The sequence below is a fragment of the Vibrio sp. L85 genome, assembly GCF_963871815.1.
Lineage (GTDB): Bacteria > Pseudomonadota > Gammaproteobacteria > Enterobacterales > Vibrionaceae > Vibrio > Vibrio harveyi.
In genome coordinates this window covers 82729-98712 of sequence record NZ_CAWMYL010000114.1, presented here as the reverse complement: position 1 = coordinate 98712, position 15984 = coordinate 82729, and the positions used below count along the sequence as shown (strand labels likewise).

The following is a 15984-nucleotide window of genomic DNA, read 5'->3' as shown; positions in this document are numbered from 1 at the left end:
CAACGAGTGCCCACACAGATTGATAGGTCTATATTGTTAAAGAGCTTGCTTATCGAGAAGTTTTTCTCTCAAAGCGGAGGGGCATTCTAGCGAGATAATTGAGAGTGTCAAACACTTTTTTCAACTAATTTTTCGTAGAAGCTTTTCACCTCTCCGACCCTGCTGAAGCCTTGTGGCGCCTGCCGTGTCGATGGATGCGCATTATAGGGAGAAGATTTTCTTTGGCAATACTAAAAATGCATTTTTTCTAAAAAAACATGCCAAATGGATACTTTCTATCCAACCTTAAAATTACCCAGAAATAACACTCAGGATTTCTACAATTTACCCACAAAAAGCTGTGGATAACTACTCATCACTATCGAAGAAATAAGAAATGCGTGAACGTGGATTAAGGTATTCTTTGATTTTCTCCGGCAATTTAGACGGATGAATCGCATTAACTATCTTTATGTCCTTTGATGCAAGGTCAATGATTGGCGCTTGAGTTCTTGGAACTGCTGGGTCATAGACCAGTACATTTGGAAATAGTAAGTGGGACGCATTAACAGAGATAACCAATCCCACCATATTATTGGAGAGCTGAACCACTGTTCCCGGTGGGAACACCCCCATAAACTTAATAAGGATGTTGAGGTTCTCTTCTTTATATAAGTGTTTGCAATTCTTATAGAGGTGGGAAAGCGCCGTATATGGAATTTTTTGTTCAGCAGCAATCGAGGTGTGACATAAATTATCAAAAGCATTCGCAACGATAATCACTTGAGCGAGTTCATCAATCTCATCTCCCTTCAAACCTTCAGGATAGCCAGAGCCATCACGCAATTCATGATGTTGCGCTATCACTGTTTTTGCACTGTCAGGAAAGTCTTCAATTTGATTAGCCATATCCAAGCCATACTTAGTATGTAGCTTTAGATAATTGCTTTCTGGTTCAGTGAGTGGAACTTGCTTCCTTAATATAGCGGTTGGAATTTTGATTTTGCCCATATCATGGAACAAAGCAGCAAAAGAAAGCGCTTTAAGTTGCTCCGCTGAATACCCCTTCGCACGTCCAATCATCATCGCGATTACCGCAACATTAAGGGAGTGGAAGTAGATATCTTCAAACTCGTTTTTACCGTTCATTAAGTGCAGTGTCACATTGTCATCACACATTAACTTATCAACGATGTCATCGATCAGTTGTTGTGCCTCCCCTACTGCATCGACAGGGCGGTTGCGAATTTTGGTCATCACTGAACGCATTCTCGCAAGTGAACGCTCAAACTCTTTTTCACATTGAATGACACGGCGTCGATACGCGCTTAACTTTTCTATGCGTTTTTGCTTTTCTTTCCAAAGCTTTTGCGCTTCAAGATCTAATGTATTGTCTTGCGTTACTTCAACCTGAGGTTGATTTGCAGGTAAAGGAGACGCATCGCTTTGCTCGGGATTGAAATAAACGAACTTCACACCAAGATGACGAATCATCTCAACTTGTTCTTGGTCTTTGATTTTGAAGCTATTGAGTAGGAATGGGTGATCATTCCACTTTAGCGGAAGACGGATATGTAACCCGGGCTGAATACGATCCACTGTAAGTTTAATTGCTGCCACTTTTCCACTACTGATTCGGTTTTCCTGATAAGCCTATAATAGTAGTCAATTTTGTAAATGAATTCATCAATAAGGAGGATGTATCAAGCACCTCTGTGCATGTCGTCAACAAAGTTGCACTAACCAGGTCGATAAGAAAGGGAAACTAAGTAATTATTCGGTCGGCTTTGCGCAGCTTTAATTGTGCTTCAAATTCGGGTTGAGTCATCAATGGTTGCTCTTTTATTAAGCCTATCAACGTTTGCACCGCTACTCTGGCCATATCACTGATCGGGAAATGTACCGCTGACACAGTTGGGTACAAACTTTCACACAAATCCACACTGTCGAAGCTCACCAATGAGATTTGCTTCGGTACGGAGATACGATGCTCATGAAGAAACTGCATGGCACCCACGGTCATTTCTTCACTGCATGAGAACACTGCGGTCAAATCGGGATGCCTTCTATAAAGAGCAGCCATTGCATCGTACCCACTTTGACGACCGTAGTTTCCTTCTTCACACCAACTCTCATCGATGTCTATACCCGCCGTTTTCACTGCATCAATATAACCTCGCTTTCTCAACAAACTGTTTTGGCGTTGAGAGGGACCAGCGATGCAAACTATTTTTTGATGGCCACCAGCGATTAAATGCTCAACAGCAATTCGGCTCGCGTGATGATGGTTAAAGGTCACACAGCGTTCTTCAATGCCCTCGACATACCGATCGAGCAGTACAAATGGTGTTGGTAGTTTGGCAAGTTCTCTCAAATCATCATCAGAAAGATAACGACTATGGAGCACATAACCATCACAGCGCAAATCATTAAAACGCTGAATTGCCTCTCGCTCCCCTTCCGCTGAATGATGTCCTTGTGCCGTGATGAGGAACTTCTTGTGCATATCCAACTCAGTCTGCACTTGTTCCATCATTTCACCAAAGAACCCACCCGTGTAGTACGTCACCAAAAGGCCAACCATATTACTAGAAGAGGTCGCGAGTGAACGCGCGATTGCACTAGGGCGATAGTTGAGCTCTGCCATCGCAGCTTCGACTTTCTTTCTCGTTTTTTCTCGGAACTTCCCTTCTCCATTAATGATACGAGAAACCGTTGAGCGATTTACTCCTGCGAGTTCGGCTACATCTTTAATCCTTGCCATAATGCTGCTTAATCCAACTTCCTGTTTTGTTAATCATGACTTAGCGAAAAGTGGCTGCCAGCAAATCGTAAGGTGTATAGGGGGCGATGCTGACAGCCTTAATCATACACTGGCGACTCCACTTGAAGAAACGAGAGCAGAGTAATCCGTGATTGCCATACCATGCTGAGCAAGTTCTTGTTTAAAAACGGGAGAAGTCAGGACTTGAAGTTCCACCTCTCTTTGTTGGGCGTAGCTACTTTTCGACAATAGAGATTGGTCCGCTTCCGCCGGGTGACACATCACTTCAACTACGTCATATTGAGCTTTCAAACTCAATAAATGCTTCATAATGCCTTCCAAACTAACCCCTTGATCATAGAACTCAGCAGTAAAGTAATACTTCACACTGTTCTCTATGTGGCACAAACCGCTACCACGCAAAGGTACTTTGTATTTCTGAGCAACCTTTCGAATCACCGGAAGCAGCTGTGGATGTGTATGCGCATGGTGGTGACTATCTAAATGACTTAGTGGCAGACCCAATTTAAGAAATGCTTCCACCTGGGCCACCGCTTCTTGATAGACCACCTCTTCTTCGAAATCTTGTATCTTCCATAGCTCATCGTAACTAACAAACTGAGTTTGACCACGAGTAAGATTTGGATGTCCCGTTAAAGGAATACCGGTAGTAAAACGAAGGTGCACACCAACGTTCAAATTTGGGTTCTGCTTTGCTAAATCAAGCGCGTGCCGCTCAGCATCCATTCCCACCATCATTGTTGTAGACTGAACCACACCCTGTTGATGGGCTTTGATAATTCCCTTGTTCACACCCGGAGTTAAACCGAAATCATCTGCGTTAAAGATCACTTTCATTGGTGCGGTTCCTTACTTTACAAAGTCGTCAATTTGAATTGAGGCAGATACGCGGCGTTTACTTCTAATATCTCATCCAAAATGGACTTAGCCCGTCCGATATCAGGAACAAGCGGATTATTGGTTAACGCCATTAACGCTTTTTCGTAGCTTCCTTCAACTGCAGCTTCAATAGCGAGCTGTTCATAAGCTTTGACCTGATGAAGTAGTCCTTTGATATTGCTAGACAGCTCACCAACTGCCAGCGGCTTCGCTCCCCAACTGCCGATCACTGCACTGCATTCAATCACCGCGCTATCCGGTAAGCCATTGATAGCACCATTGTTTAGCACGTTCACTACATGAATACTGTTACGATTGTTGTAAATTGCATCCACGAGATTCAACGACGCGTCAGAATAGTAAGCGCCTCCTCGCTCTTCCAATTCCTTTGGCTTGTGGTCTAAATTAGGATCTTGGTAAAGCTTAAATAATGCGCTTTCTGTTTCCATCACCTGCTCAGCACGTGTCCCTTGCTCTCCTGCACTCTGCTTTTCTTCCGCTAGCATCGCATCTGTTTGATAGAAATAACGATGATACGGACAAGGTATGGCTCCAAGCGCTTTAAGAAACGCAGGATCCCACGGCTCTTCCCATATATTTTTCATGCTGAAGTTGGCACCATCCCCAACTTTTTCCAGAACGGTTTGCGTAACGTCTTCTCCTTTCAACCAAGCCTTGAGCACCCAAACAAGATGGTTTAAACCAGCAAACTCAAGCTGAAGCTCTTTTGGCTCGCAATCCATCATTTCGGCAATCATCATCTCCATAGATACAGGAACGTTGCACAAACCTATACTTTTTACGTTGGAGTATTTACTGACCGCTTCTGATACCAAACCTGCAGGGTTAGTAAAGTTCAACATCCACGCGTGTGGAGAAAGTTCTTCAATGTCCTTACAGATATCGAGAATAACAGGAATAGTGCGCAGCGCTTTTGCAAAACCTCCGGGACCCGTGGTTTCCTGACCGATAACGTCATACTTGATTGGAATTCGCTCATCATTCGCTCGTGCCGTTAGTCCGCCAACGCGAAATTGAGTCATTACAAAATCTGCATCTTTTATCGCTTCACGACGATCAAAGCCGGCTTTGATTTCAATGTCAGCTCCTGCTTTATCAATCATCCGTTGTGCTAAGCCTTTGATGATCTCTAATTTCTCCGCACCTGATTCAATATCGACAAAGTGCATCTGCTTTACAGGCAAGAACTCCAAACGCTTAATTACCCCCTCAACAAGCTCTGGGGTATAACTGCTTCCACCACCTATAATGGCGAGTTTGATTGCATTTCTTGGCATCGTACCGTCCTTATCTCGCTGCTAACTGCTTGTTCAACGCAACGATTTCCACTGCCATTTCTTGCGCTAAGATGGTTGTCATTAAGTGGTCTTGTGCGTGTACCATAACAAGAGTCATTGGCAGTTTGCCCTCCCCCTGATCTTCTTCAATCAATTGGGTTTGAATCAGATGCGCTTTGTTAATGCACTCTTTTGCTTGAGAAAGCTTTTCCTCTGCGGCGGTAAAATCTTTCTCTCTCGATAGACGCAACGCTTCGTAGCTCAAACTCCTGGCTTCACCTGCATTACAGATAATTTCCATTACGACTAGTTCTTGTTCCATTTCTTCTCTCCGGAAATGAAGGCTGCCAAGCGACAGCCAAATCATGATTAAGCTGTCACGCCCTCGCCTGATGGCTGTTCAGCGTCTTTACTTTCTTTGCTCGTAGGTAACTCTTGTTCCATAACCTGCTTTTCAAACATCTTGAAGAACGGCAGATAAATGAAGAGATCAAGAATCAGAAGCCCAATCACCAACAGCACAGGTGAGAATGTCCAACCGCTCCCCCATGAGGCACCAATTAACGCCGGAGTCGTCCATGGCGTGGTCGCAACCCCCATACCAACAAAGCCGAGTTGTACTGCAAAGTAAGCAATGGTTGCGTTGACGATTGGTGCAAACACAAATGGAATGAATAGAATTGGGTTCATTACGACTGGGCTACCAAAAATCACAGGTTCATTAATTTGGAAAAAACCAGGTACCGCACTCATGCGACCAATACTCTTTAGGTGAGCAGAGCGGCTAAATGACATCAACATAACAAGGGCAAGCGTTGCGCCCGAACCACCAATAAAGATGTAGAAATCCCAGAATGGTTGAGTGAATACGTTTGGAATTGGTTGACCCGCGACAAACGCATCAATGTTGGCACTGATGTTGGTTAGGAAGATTGGAGACAATAAACCAACCACAATTGCGGCACCATGAATACCAGCAAACCAAAGTAGTTGACACACAAGCAATGCACCGATGATTGCTGGTAAGGTGTTGGAAGCACTGATCAATGGCTTAAACATCGCCATCACTGCATCAGGGATCAACATGTCATATTGAGTTTGAACAAAGATACTTAATGGGTACAGTGTTAGAAATACAGCCAGTACCGGAAGAAGAACTTCGAAAGAGCGAGCAATCGCAGGTGGTACTTGTTCTGGCATGCGGATAGTAATGTTGTGTTTTTTCATGAAGCGGTATAGCTCAACAGCAAAGAAGGCGCACATTACCGCTGTAAAGATCCCGGTCCCCCCCATATGTTTCATAGCAAGCGCTCCGTCTTTTGCAGGTGCAGCTACCAGCAAAAAACACATCAAAGACAATACGGCGCTGGTGATACCGTCCATCTTGTACGCTTTCGCCAAACTATAGGCGACGCCAAGCGAGACAAATATGGTCATGATGCCCATCGACATATTGAAGGGCATCATAATGGTATCGAAATGCGTGGTCGCAAAATCCAACCAAATTCGTCCTAGTGCAAACGTCGTGTCTTCAGCAAATGGTGGGAAAGCAAAAATTAAGATAAAACTACCAACAATAATAAACGGCATTGCCACAATAAATCCGTCTCTCATTGCTCTGACATGAGGCTGATTACCTACTTTCGCTGCAATTGGGGCTATATGTTTTTCGACTATTCCTATAATCGCATCATAGAGCTTCATAGAATCCATCCTTATTTTCAGACAAAAGAATCCCACACCAAATATTGATATTTAGTGGCAACTCTTATTTCTATTTAAAATTATTGAATTAGTTAATAAGTTCTAAAGCTTGCTGGAGTACTTCTTCTCCTTTCATCATCCCGTAGGCTTGTGGAGAGATTGCATCAATATTCTTACCATGTTCTTGTGCTGTTTTGCGCAACTCCTCTAACTGAAATCGCACTTGCGGACCTAACAGACAGACATCGTACTCTTTAATTGCCTCATCAAACGCATTAACTGACAGTGCATCAATCTTACACTCAAGCCCTTGCTTTTCAGCAGCTTGTTCCATTTTCTTCACTAGCATACTGGTCGACATTCCAGCACTGCAGCATAAGAGGATCTTTTTCATAGCCTTGCTCCCATTGTGTAAATTTCGAACTACAAAAACTGTAGCAAAAATAACCAACACAAAAAAGCGCAACCGGTTGCATTGAGTATGAACAAGATCTCACTTTCAATATAAAACAAAGGAGTAATTACATAAAAATAGGAATTAGACAGGAAAAGACAAAGCTAAGTATATATTTACAATTTTCATATTTATTCAATTAAAACATTAAATTAAAAACAAGAAATTTATTATCAACCTCGCTATTTAGAAGCATAAAAACCATGATAATAATCATTTGAATTTCATGTCATTAACTATTTAATCCTCTTAGTAACCTAAAACATCACAACCGTCATTGACAGATTTCTCGACACAGCTCTTATACATTGCCATCAACTAAATAAACCATTGAGACTGCTGACGTGAGCACATTAATTGAGCAATTATTTCAAGAATTAGTTACAGACCTAGGCATCGACACACTCCAGCCCAACGAAGACGGGCATTGTACTTTGATGGTTGATGAAACTCTTTTGCTAGACATCGAGTTGGACCCTAAACGTGAACGGCTGATCCTGACATCGCTAGTAGGACCATTAAGTTCCCAACAAGGCATAAAACAATTATCAAGCTTAATGCAGTTCAATAAAGCCTTATATAAAGAACTCAATATGTCTCTAAGCCTTGAAACTCACACAGCGAGTATCGTTTTGACATACAGCGTGGATGCTGGTCTTTGTACTGTGTTTGACCTAGAAAGCGCACTGTCGTGTTTCATCAGTCAAACAGAGAAATGCCGTCATTTGCTAGAGAGTACCCAAGAGGACTCGCCCCCTAAAAATAGCATGCTCAATACTGCTATCTGCGTTTAATTTTCCTCAAGAATTTATAGAGATACCGATATGGCTATACAACTACAACAGTTTCTTAGTGTTGCTAAAAATAACACTGTGGTTGCCAATCAAAACAATCAAGGAGAGGTCACTTTAAAAAGTGGTCGTTTTGAAGGCAAAACGCTTTCTCCTTTTGCAAAGCACACTCAAACTCAATCCAATCTTAACCTTCAAACCATGGGGCTCTTTCTCAACTCATTACAGAAAGAGTACGGAAGTGATATCACCTCACATCTAGCTTCTAAGTTAGATATTACCTCCGGTAGTAAGCCGTTAAGCGGAAAAGTCATCCAGACCATTGTTGGTGAGGCGAATGCCATCAGCAAGGCCATGACCGCTTTCAATGCCCAAGCCGTTCATGATTTTATTGCCTCTCCAAATGGCGCTCAAAAATTACTTGCTAACAACGACCACGAGCAATGGTTGGCTCCAAATAATGCAGCAGGAAAACAATTTGAAGGCTTACTTCACGAGGCATGCGACAAACAACACCATCAATTGACTCAACGAGAAATTGCCGAGATCGCCCAAACCGTTGTTGATGACATACATCGTCTTCCACAAGGTATTCAAGAAGACTTCAACCAAGTAGCGGATGCATTCAATCAGAAAGATCATTATCAAGTACTTCACAACCTCGATAATTGTGCGCAAAAGATCATGCTACGCGCGCAATTTGACTTAGCTGATGTCGATAAGCAAAAGCTTGGCGCTGACGACAAGAGTGGTTACCAGCAACGTATCGTGTCTGAATTAACGCAAGGCTTATCTCAGACTCAAGCCAGCGATTTACTCAACTCTATTCTTAATCATCCAACCAGCAAAGAACTGGTCCAATTGCTCAACTCTCCAGGATTCAAAATGCAAGTAATGGATGACCTAGAGCAAGCCGATATTCCACATGAAGAGCAGTTGTTAACACTGACTAAACTGTGTCGAACTGAAACACTGCTTGATGCACTAATTACAGAGTTAGATAAACGCGCACATGGTAGTGACAAAGCATCGCAACGTTTAAATGATTGGGTTAGTTACTATGGACAGGGTATTGGTGCTGGTAAGATTTCAGCATCAGATCCTGAGTTTGCTTCTGCTTTTTTGACGATGCAAGCCAATGACAACCACTTAAATCTTGACGATTGTGGGCTTACTCAAGAGCCTGTTGCTGCGCAAACCAAACAATATGTCACGCTGACTAACCCCACAGCCGTCACCAATGCACTCAAAGAAATAGCCGCAAAAGTGGATGAAAAACGCAGTGAGCAGTTTGAGAAAGACTTTGATCGTGCAACTTATCTAGTTGATGGTGCACAAATTAGTCGCAATGAAGATTCAACATTAGATGACATCAGTAAAATGCCGACAGGCGTAAGCTACTTTGCTAACCAAGAGTTGTTTGCAAGCGTCCTTATCTCTTTAATGAATGAACAAGGCATCACGCCAATAGGCGACCCAACATCCACGTTCAATTTGTACAATAAAGAAGATGGCACAATGGAACTTCATGCCCAATTGGACATGCAACTTAAAATGATGATTGGTTTAAACGAAGAGCCATTAGATCCGGATAAAAGCTCGCTGCATCTTGAGGTCAATCTAACGATAGCAGCGCACAATAGCCAAATTGATGCCAAGTTAAATGGACCAATTAACGTCGACTATCGAGCCGCTCCTCTTTAATCCCGCGTAATAAGATTCCAACAAATAACCGAGCCTCGATAGTGTCGAGGCTTTTTGTTAGCCTGAAATGCGTCAGTTTTTAGGGACATAATCCCGCTAACTACCACCTTGATCATCATGCTGGATTTGAATTCACAAACCTCAGATACAACAAAGCCCCGACTTTCGTCGAGGCTCTGTCTTGGAATATGGTACCGGTGGGCGGACTTGAACCGCCACGCCCGAAGGCAACGGATTTTGAATCCGTCGTGTATACCAATTTCACCACACCGGCATCTCTGGGCTATTGCCCTTTGATGGTTGGCATTATACGTAAGCTTTTGACCTGCGCAAGCAGAAAAACCTTAAATAACTATCGTTTGCTGATAATTTCGCCACAAAGTGTGACAAAGGAGATCTCATCTTAGCTCAGTCTGCCGTTTTGGTTTGTTGTAATACCACCATTCAGTCCTATAAACGGTTAACGGTAATATCCGAAATGTAACCATTACCGATATTAGATAGCGCACCATGAATCATCCGCGCTGCATCACCTGCGCTCATAAAACTACTAGTGTCTAAAGACTTACCACTCGTCTCCCAAAACTCAGTCGCCATACCTCCAGGATACACTGCGATAATTTTCATTGGTTTGCCTTTTAATTCCATACGAACGGATTCAATCAAACCTTTGACAGCCCACTTCACCGCACAGTAGGTCGATTCTTGTGCCTTAGGCTGTTGTGCCGCTGTCGACATCACCATCACAACATTTACCGGCTGATCTTGATAACGCTTTACCAACTCTCTTAAGACATGAATTGCTGAAGTGAGATTGTTTTCAATCAGCTTTTGAATCTCTTGTGGGTCTTGCTCGGCTAACAAACCAAAATAACCACTTCCCGCACAATGAATCAGAGTTGAAGGCACTTGAGGCAACTCATCAAACAACTTCTCGACTTGAGATGCGTCAATAAGATCGCAACTTCTTACCTTAGCTTTACTCGAGAGGTGTTGAGCAAGCGTATTTAACTTCTTTTCGCTGCGACCAGTTAACAGTGTTTCTTCGCCTTGAGCATCATACAACTTAGCTAACTGCGCCCCTAAGCCACTGCTCGCGCCTGTAATTACGATCATCTTGTACCTCTATCACGTCATTCGTAATCTTGTGTTCTAAGCAAAGTAACCCATGTTTGATGCTTTCACAGATTGCATGATAGGAAGTTTGAACTCGGTTACTTTGTTGGATAGTTGATTAGCGATAGAGTCGTATTCAAACTTGTGATTTGCCCACAATTGAAGACTCTGTGCGTTAGCTCTCTTTTCACAAGCTAATGGAATCTATATTCTGACGCACAATTTTAAAGGTAAGTGATGGAATTATGACGACTTCTACAACTCTTCCACCAGCGGGCTTTTTCCGTCGACTCGCAGCATTGTTTTACGACACGCTGATCATCCTAGCGATTGAGATGATGGCAGCAGGCGTAGTAATGGCGATTGTTTTTGCGCTTAATGCGGCAGGCTTGCTGAGTTATGGGGAATATGTGGATGCAGCAGATATGCTAGGAAAGCATCCAGTTCTAAGCCCATTGTTCACGCTGTATCTGGCTGTGGTGTGGATCTACTTCTTTGTATTCTTCTGGACCCGCGCAGGACAAACACTGGGCATGCGAGCTTGGAAAATGCAAATTCGTAACAGTAAGGATGGTGCGCCAATTACAGTTACTCAGGCTTTAATTCGTTTAGGTACGTCGGGCTTTGGTTTGGCTAACTTGACTGTGCCAATCGACCCACAAAAACGTGGCTTCCACGACATTTGGGCAAAAACCGAAGTCGTTGTCTTGCCGAAAGCAAAATAGCGAAACCGCGCAAGCAGAATAGAAAAAGGAAGGCACAGTGCCTTCCTTTTTTATGTTTATCGCTTTTGAAAACCTACAGCTTTCTTCTTAGCAAGGATACCGCAATTGCTAGGAACACTAAGCTAGGGGCTAATGCGCCGAACACTGGCGGAATGCCATATACCAAGGTCAGAGGTCCAAAGAACTCACTGGATATGTAGAAGGTAAAACCTGCAACTACCCCTGAGAGCACCCTTGCACCCATGGTGACACTACGCAATGGACCGAAAACAAACGACAACGCCATCAGCATCATTACTGCGATAGAGAGTGGTTGAGATAGCTTGCGCCAAAATGCGAGTTCATAACGCGAAGCATCTTGTTCCGAGGCTTTCAAATAGGTCACATAGTCATATAAGCCACTTAAAGAAAGCTCTTCTGGTTTCACCGTTACCACCGCCAACTTATCTGGTGCTAATGAGGTGTGCCATTCCATCTGCTCTAAATCGCGCTTGGTAATGACGTTTTCATTTTCCATATCGGTGATTTGGACATAACGCATCAACCAGTTGTTATCTTGTTGGTAGTCGACTTCTTCTGCGAAGATAACTTTGTCTAAGTTCTTATCTTCATCGAAACGCCACATGTTCAAGCCGTAGAGTTTGTCATCTTCCACTTTACCGATAAAGATGAAGTCGTTGGCATCACGAGCCCATACCCCAGCCCGCACCGACACAATACTACCGCCAGATAGAGCAAATGCACGTAGGTCACGCGCCATCTTTTGCGCCTCTGGTGCGCCCCATTGACCTAGCGTCATAACGATAAGCATTAGAGGTACTGCGGTTTTAAGTACTGATAAGCCGATATCCAACTTAGAGAAACCCGCGGCTTGCATAACCACAAGTTCAGAACTTGAAGCAAGCATGCCCAAACCAATCAAGGCTCCCAGCAGCGCCGCCATTGGGAAGAACATTTCGATATCGCGAGGAATACTCAGCAAAACAAAGTAAAGCGCGTGCATTAGGTCGTAAGCACCACGACCAACTTTACGCAACTGTTCTACGTACTTGATGATGCCCGACAAGCCGACGAAAGTCGCCAGAACCAAGGCTGTGGTAGAGATGATCGTTCTACCGATGTAAAGGTCTAAGAGTTTGAACACAGCTTACGCGAGCCTCTTCTTGCGGAATTTGTCTTTAATTCGTCGAGCTGGAACACTGTCCATCATGTTAGCCAAGATAGCGACAATCAATAACATGGCATTAATTGGCCACATACCAATAGCAGCAGGAATAGCACCATCTTCTAGCGCGGATTTCGTTGCACTAATCGCAAGGAAGTACGCCAAGTAAATCAAGATAGCCGGTCCCATTTTAGCAAAGCGTCCCTGGCGCGGGTTCACTGCCGACAAAGGAATAACCAGCATCGTTAATAGTGGAATACACACGAACAACGAGATACGCCATTGCAGCTCAGCCTGCGCTTCAGGATCTGGGTGACCAATCAAGTCTGCCGTTGGGTACGCTTCCCAATCGCGACCTTTTTGCTTCACTTCACGCTGACCAATCAAACCTTCGTACTGATCGAACTTAGTAACCATGTATTCAACACGAGTCGGCACACCTTCATAGCGCGTACCTTCATGCATTGTGATGATCTGACGTCCATCCGACAGTTCTTTTACTTCACCAGAAGAGGAAAACATCACGCTTGGTAAGATGGAATCACGCGGACGCATCTGTGCTACAAACACATTACTTAACGTGCTGTCTTTGATGTCATCAATAAAGACAACCGAAGAACCATCTGGCGTGCCTTGGAACTGACCTTTCTTCAATAAGTCGACACTGTTTTCTGCTGCGACTTGCTCATAAAGTTGCTCAACACGGTCTTGTGACCAAGGCGATAGCCATAATGCATTGAACGCTGCCACACCCGATGTGATGATCGCCAAGTACAACGCAGCTTGTACCAGGAACTTATTCCCGATACCCGTCGCGTTCATCACCACGATTTCACTTTCCGCATATAAACGACCAAATGTGATCAATATGCCGATGTACAAACTTAATGGCAGCATTAATAGCCCCATTGCTGGCATGTTTAAACCAACAACTGAGAAAATTAACCCAGCAGGAATATCCCCGTCCGAAGCATCAGCAAGAACACTGATAAACTTCTGGCTCACAAACACCAAAAAAAGCACGAAGAAAATCGCAAATTGGCTCTTGAGTGTTTCGCGGATCAAATATCTAACAATAATCACGCTGAAATTACCTATACAAAACTTGTTTTTTTGGTCGAATCACTATAGTTTCCCGTTGAACCATTTATTTTTTTAAAAATTATAAACTAGATGTTAGCGCTTAAATCAGCTCTGTTGGTAAGACCTGAGCTTAAATTCAACAAGTAAGCGATCATTATCTAACATTTAGAGCAATTTGTCTTCAGGATGTAGGAGTACGCATGGAGTTCAGTGTTAAAAGTGGCAGTCCAGAGAAACAACGTAGCGCATGTATTGTTGTTGGTGTGTTTGAACCACGTCGCCTTTCTCCAGTAGCCGAGCAACTTGATAAAATCAGTGACGGTTACATCAGTTCACTACTTCGCCGTGGTGATCTAGAGGGTAAACCTGGTCAGATGCTGCTACTGCATCAAGTACCAGGTGTTTTGTCAGAGCGCGTTCTACTCGTAGGTTGTGGTAAAGAACGTGAGCTAGGCGAGCGCCAGTACAAGGAAATCATTCAAAAGACGATCAGCACACTTAACGAAACAGGTTCTATGGAAGCAGTATGTTTCCTAACTGAACTGCACGTTAAGGGTCGTGATACTTACTGGAAAGTTCGCCAGGCAGTAGAAGCGACTAAAGATGGTCTTTACACATTCGATCAGTTCAAGAGCGTTAAGCCAGAAACTCGTCGTCCACTGCGTAAGCTAGTATTCAACGTACCAACGCGTCGTGAATTAAACCTAGGCGAGAAAGCAATCACTCACGGTCTAGCTATCGCATCTGGTGTGAAAGCATCAAAAGATCTTGGCAACATGCCACCAAACATCGCAAACCCAGCGTACCTTGCTTCTCAAGCACGTCGCCTTGCTGACGATTACGAAACTGTAACCACCAAGATCATTGGTGAGCAAGAGATGGAAAAACTGGGCATGACATCTTACCTAGCAGTAGGTCGTGGTTCGAAGAACGAATCAATGATGTCGATTATCGAATACAAAGGTAACCCAGAATCAGAAGCAAAACCTATCGTACTAGTCGGCAAAGGTCTGACGTTCGATTCAGGCGGTATCTCTCTAAAACCTGGTGAAGGTATGGATGAGATGAAGTACGACATGTGTGGTGCAGCATCTGTATTCGGTACGATGAAAGCGCTAGCGAAGCTAAACCTACCAATTAACGTTATTGGTGTTCTAGCAGGCTGTGAAAACATGCCAGGCAGCAACGCTTACCGTCCAGGTGATATCCTAACAACCATGTCAGGTCAAACCGTAGAAGTTCTAAACACGGATGCGGAAGGTCGTCTTGTTCTTTGTGACGCACTGACTTACGTAGAGCGTTTCGAACCAGACTGTGTAGTAGACGTTGCAACGCTAACTGGTGCTTGTGTTATCGCACTAGGTCACCATATTAGCGGCGTAATCTCTAACCACAACCCACTTTCTCATGAGCTAGTAAATGCTTCTGAGCAAGCAAGTGACCGTGCATGGCGTCTACCAATGGCAGACGAGTACCACGAGCAATTGAAGAGCCCGTTTGCTGATATGGCAAACATCGGTGGTCGTCCTGCTGGTACTATCACTGCGGGTTGCTTCTTGTCTAAGTTTGCTAAGAAGTACAACTGGGCACACGTCGATATCGCAGGTACTGCTTGGAAATCAGGCGCAGCGAAAGGCTCAACGGGCCGTCCTGTCTCAATGCTTGTCCAATTCCTTTTGAACCGCAGCGGCCAAGAGACAGAAGAGTAATTTCTGAACAACATCTAAAAGGGCCGCAAGGCCCTTTTTTATTACCTCGATTTTCTTGATTGAAAATCGGATTTAAGATGGTCTTAGGAAGAGACCAACGGCAAGTGAGAGAATGATGCAAACTGCAACCTTCTACATCATTAACGAAGAGAGCCCGCAAGCAACGGTGGCTGGCTTTGAAGAATACATTGTTTTTTTGGCTCAGCACTTTGCTCGCCAAGGCGCAAAAGTATACCTGAACTGCCAAGACAAACCGCACGCCGAGCAGCTCGCTGAAGCCTTTTGGCAAATTGATGCAGACAAGTTCATGGCACATAATCTTGTAGGCGAAGGACCGAAATACGCCACCAATATTGAGATCGGTCATAATGGGGTAAAACCCAATTGGAATCGTCAGCTGGTAATTAATTTGGCGGAAAATGAGACAACCTTTGCGAACAAGTTTGCTCAAGTGGTAGACTTCGTGCCTTGCGAAGAAAAAGCTAAACAGCTCGCAAGAGAAAGGTATAAAATTTACCGTCAGGCAGGTTATCAACTGCAAACGATCGAAATTCAATATCCTTAACGGTCAATCCTTATAGTTAAGCTCTCC

The 15984-nt window shown here is 43.9% G+C and carries 15 protein-coding genes and 1 tRNA gene; 5 read left to right on the top strand and 11 right to left on the bottom strand.

The window, feature by feature from the left end:
* Positions 1-348: 348 nt before the first annotated feature.
* The 7 genes from AACR11_RS12185 to AACR11_RS12155 all read right to left on the bottom strand — a co-directional run bounded on the left by AACR11_RS12185 (position 349) and on the right by AACR11_RS12155 (position 7039).
* The gene (locus tag AACR11_RS12185; protein WP_009698789.1) at positions 349-1599 is read right to left on the bottom strand and encodes an HD-GYP domain-containing protein; all 1251 of its coding nucleotides are present in this window, start codon (positions 1597-1599) and stop codon (positions 349-351) included.
* 145 nt (positions 1600-1744) lie between these two features.
* Positions 1745-2743 carry a LacI family DNA-binding transcriptional regulator gene (locus tag AACR11_RS12180; RefSeq protein WP_079324345.1) on the bottom strand — a complete coding sequence of 333 codons (999 nt, stop codon included), beginning with the start codon at positions 2741-2743 and terminating at the stop codon, positions 1745-1747.
* 102 nt (positions 2744-2845) lie between these two features.
* Complete coding sequence (gene chbG, locus AACR11_RS12175; protein ID WP_029790577.1) at positions 2846-3601, bottom strand: chitin disaccharide deacetylase; 756 nt, start codon at positions 3599-3601, stop codon at positions 2846-2848.
* A 17-nt stretch (positions 3602-3618) separates the two neighbouring features.
* Entirely contained in the window at positions 3619-4941 is a 1323-nt protein-coding gene (locus AACR11_RS12170; protein WP_017187878.1) for a 6-phospho-beta-glucosidase, read from the bottom strand.
* 10 nt (positions 4942-4951) lie between these two features.
* On the bottom strand, positions 4952-5263 hold the full coding sequence (locus AACR11_RS12165; protein ID WP_029790578.1) for a PTS lactose/cellobiose transporter subunit IIA: 312 nt from the start codon (positions 5261-5263) through the stop codon (positions 4952-4954).
* Positions 5264-5310: 47 nt separating this feature from the next.
* A complete protein-coding gene (locus tag AACR11_RS12160) occupies positions 5311-6645 on the bottom strand; it encodes a PTS sugar transporter subunit IIC (RefSeq protein ID WP_029790579.1) in 1335 nt (444 codons plus the stop codon).
* An 88-nt stretch (positions 6646-6733) separates the two neighbouring features.
* Positions 6734-7039, bottom strand: a complete 306-nt coding sequence (locus tag AACR11_RS12155) for a PTS sugar transporter subunit IIB (protein ID WP_005448803.1) — start codon at positions 7037-7039, stop codon at positions 6734-6736.
* Between the two features lie 404 nt (positions 7040-7443).
* Between AACR11_RS12155 and AACR11_RS12150 the strand changes: the two genes are divergently transcribed.
* Both AACR11_RS12150 and AACR11_RS12145 read left to right on the top strand, forming a co-directional pair.
* Positions 7444-7893, top strand: coding sequence for a type III secretion system chaperone (locus AACR11_RS12150; RefSeq protein ID WP_005448805.1), 450 nt, complete (start codon positions 7444-7446; stop codon positions 7891-7893).
* Positions 7894-7923: 30 nt separating this feature from the next.
* Positions 7924-9594: a hypothetical protein gene (locus tag AACR11_RS12145; protein WP_029790580.1), complete on the top strand. Its 1671-nt coding sequence runs from the start codon at positions 7924-7926 to the stop codon at positions 9592-9594.
* A gap of 189 nt (positions 9595-9783) precedes the next feature.
* Here the strand turns inward: AACR11_RS12145 and AACR11_RS12140 are convergent.
* Both AACR11_RS12140 and AACR11_RS12135 read right to left on the bottom strand, forming a co-directional pair.
* Positions 9784-9868: transfer RNA gene (locus AACR11_RS12140), tRNA-Leu, on the bottom strand.
* Positions 9869-10044: 176 nt separating this feature from the next.
* On the bottom strand, positions 10045-10710 hold the full coding sequence (locus AACR11_RS12135; protein WP_029790581.1) for an SDR family NAD(P)-dependent oxidoreductase: 666 nt from the start codon (positions 10708-10710) through the stop codon (positions 10045-10047).
* Positions 10711-10955: 245 nt separating this feature from the next.
* Here AACR11_RS12135 and AACR11_RS12130 point away from each other — a divergent pair, with 245 nt between their 5' ends.
* A complete protein-coding gene (locus AACR11_RS12130; RefSeq protein WP_005448808.1) occupies positions 10956-11435 on the top strand; it encodes an RDD family protein in 480 nt (159 codons plus the stop codon).
* 73 nt (positions 11436-11508) lie between these two features.
* On the opposite strand, the gene lptG is transcribed toward AACR11_RS12130, so the two are convergent.
* Both lptG and lptF read right to left on the bottom strand, forming a co-directional pair.
* Positions 11509-12579, bottom strand: coding sequence for an LPS export ABC transporter permease LptG (gene lptG, locus AACR11_RS12125; RefSeq protein WP_005441983.1), 1071 nt, complete (start codon positions 12577-12579; stop codon positions 11509-11511).
* Between the two features lie 3 nt (positions 12580-12582).
* Positions 12583-13683, bottom strand: a complete 1101-nt coding sequence (lptF, locus tag AACR11_RS12120) for an LPS export ABC transporter permease LptF (RefSeq protein ID WP_005448809.1) — start codon at positions 13681-13683, stop codon at positions 12583-12585.
* Positions 13684-13883: 200 nt separating this feature from the next.
* Between lptF and pepA the strand changes: the two genes are divergently transcribed.
* Positions 13884-15392, top strand: a complete 1509-nt coding sequence (gene pepA / locus AACR11_RS12115) for a leucyl aminopeptidase (protein WP_005432840.1) — start codon at positions 13884-13886, stop codon at positions 15390-15392.
* Positions 15393-15507: 115 nt separating this feature from the next.
* Positions 15508-15957, top strand: coding sequence for a DNA polymerase III subunit chi (locus tag AACR11_RS12110; RefSeq protein ID WP_026000077.1), 450 nt, complete (start codon positions 15508-15510; stop codon positions 15955-15957).
* Positions 15958-15984 lie beyond the last annotated feature (27 nt).

Coding starts and splice junctions, on each gene's coding strand:
- AACR11_RS12180 (WP_079324345.1), bottom strand. CDS start 2,743: ATGGCAAGGATTAAAGATGTAGCCGAACTCGCAGGAGTAAATCGCTCA.
- chbG (WP_029790577.1), bottom strand. CDS start 3,601: ATGAAAGTGATCTTTAACGCAGATGATTTCGGTTTAACTCCGGGTGTG.
- AACR11_RS12170 (WP_017187878.1), bottom strand. CDS start 4,941: ATGCCAAGAAATGCAATCAAACTCGCCATTATAGGTGGTGGAAGCAGT.
- AACR11_RS12165 (WP_029790578.1), bottom strand. CDS start 5,263: ATGGAACAAGAACTAGTCGTAATGGAAATTATCTGTAATGCAGGTGAA.
- AACR11_RS12160 (WP_029790579.1), bottom strand. CDS start 6,645: ATGAAGCTCTATGATGCGATTATAGGAATAGTCGAAAAACATATAGCC.
- AACR11_RS12155 (WP_005448803.1), bottom strand. CDS start 7,039: ATGAAAAAGATCCTCTTATGCTGCAGTGCTGGAATGTCGACCAGTATG.
- AACR11_RS12145 (WP_029790580.1), top strand. CDS start 7,924: ATGGCTATACAACTACAACAGTTTCTTAGTGTTGCTAAAAATAACACT.
- AACR11_RS12135 (WP_029790581.1), bottom strand. CDS start 10,710: ATGATCGTAATTACAGGCGCGAGCAGTGGCTTAGGGGCGCAGTTAGCT.
- AACR11_RS12130 (WP_005448808.1), top strand. CDS start 10,956: ATGACGACTTCTACAACTCTTCCACCAGCGGGCTTTTTCCGTCGACTC.
- pepA (WP_005432840.1), top strand. CDS start 13,884: ATGGAGTTCAGTGTTAAAAGTGGCAGTCCAGAGAAACAACGTAGCGCA.
- AACR11_RS12110 (WP_026000077.1), top strand. CDS start 15,508: ATGCAAACTGCAACCTTCTACATCATTAACGAAGAGAGCCCGCAAGCA.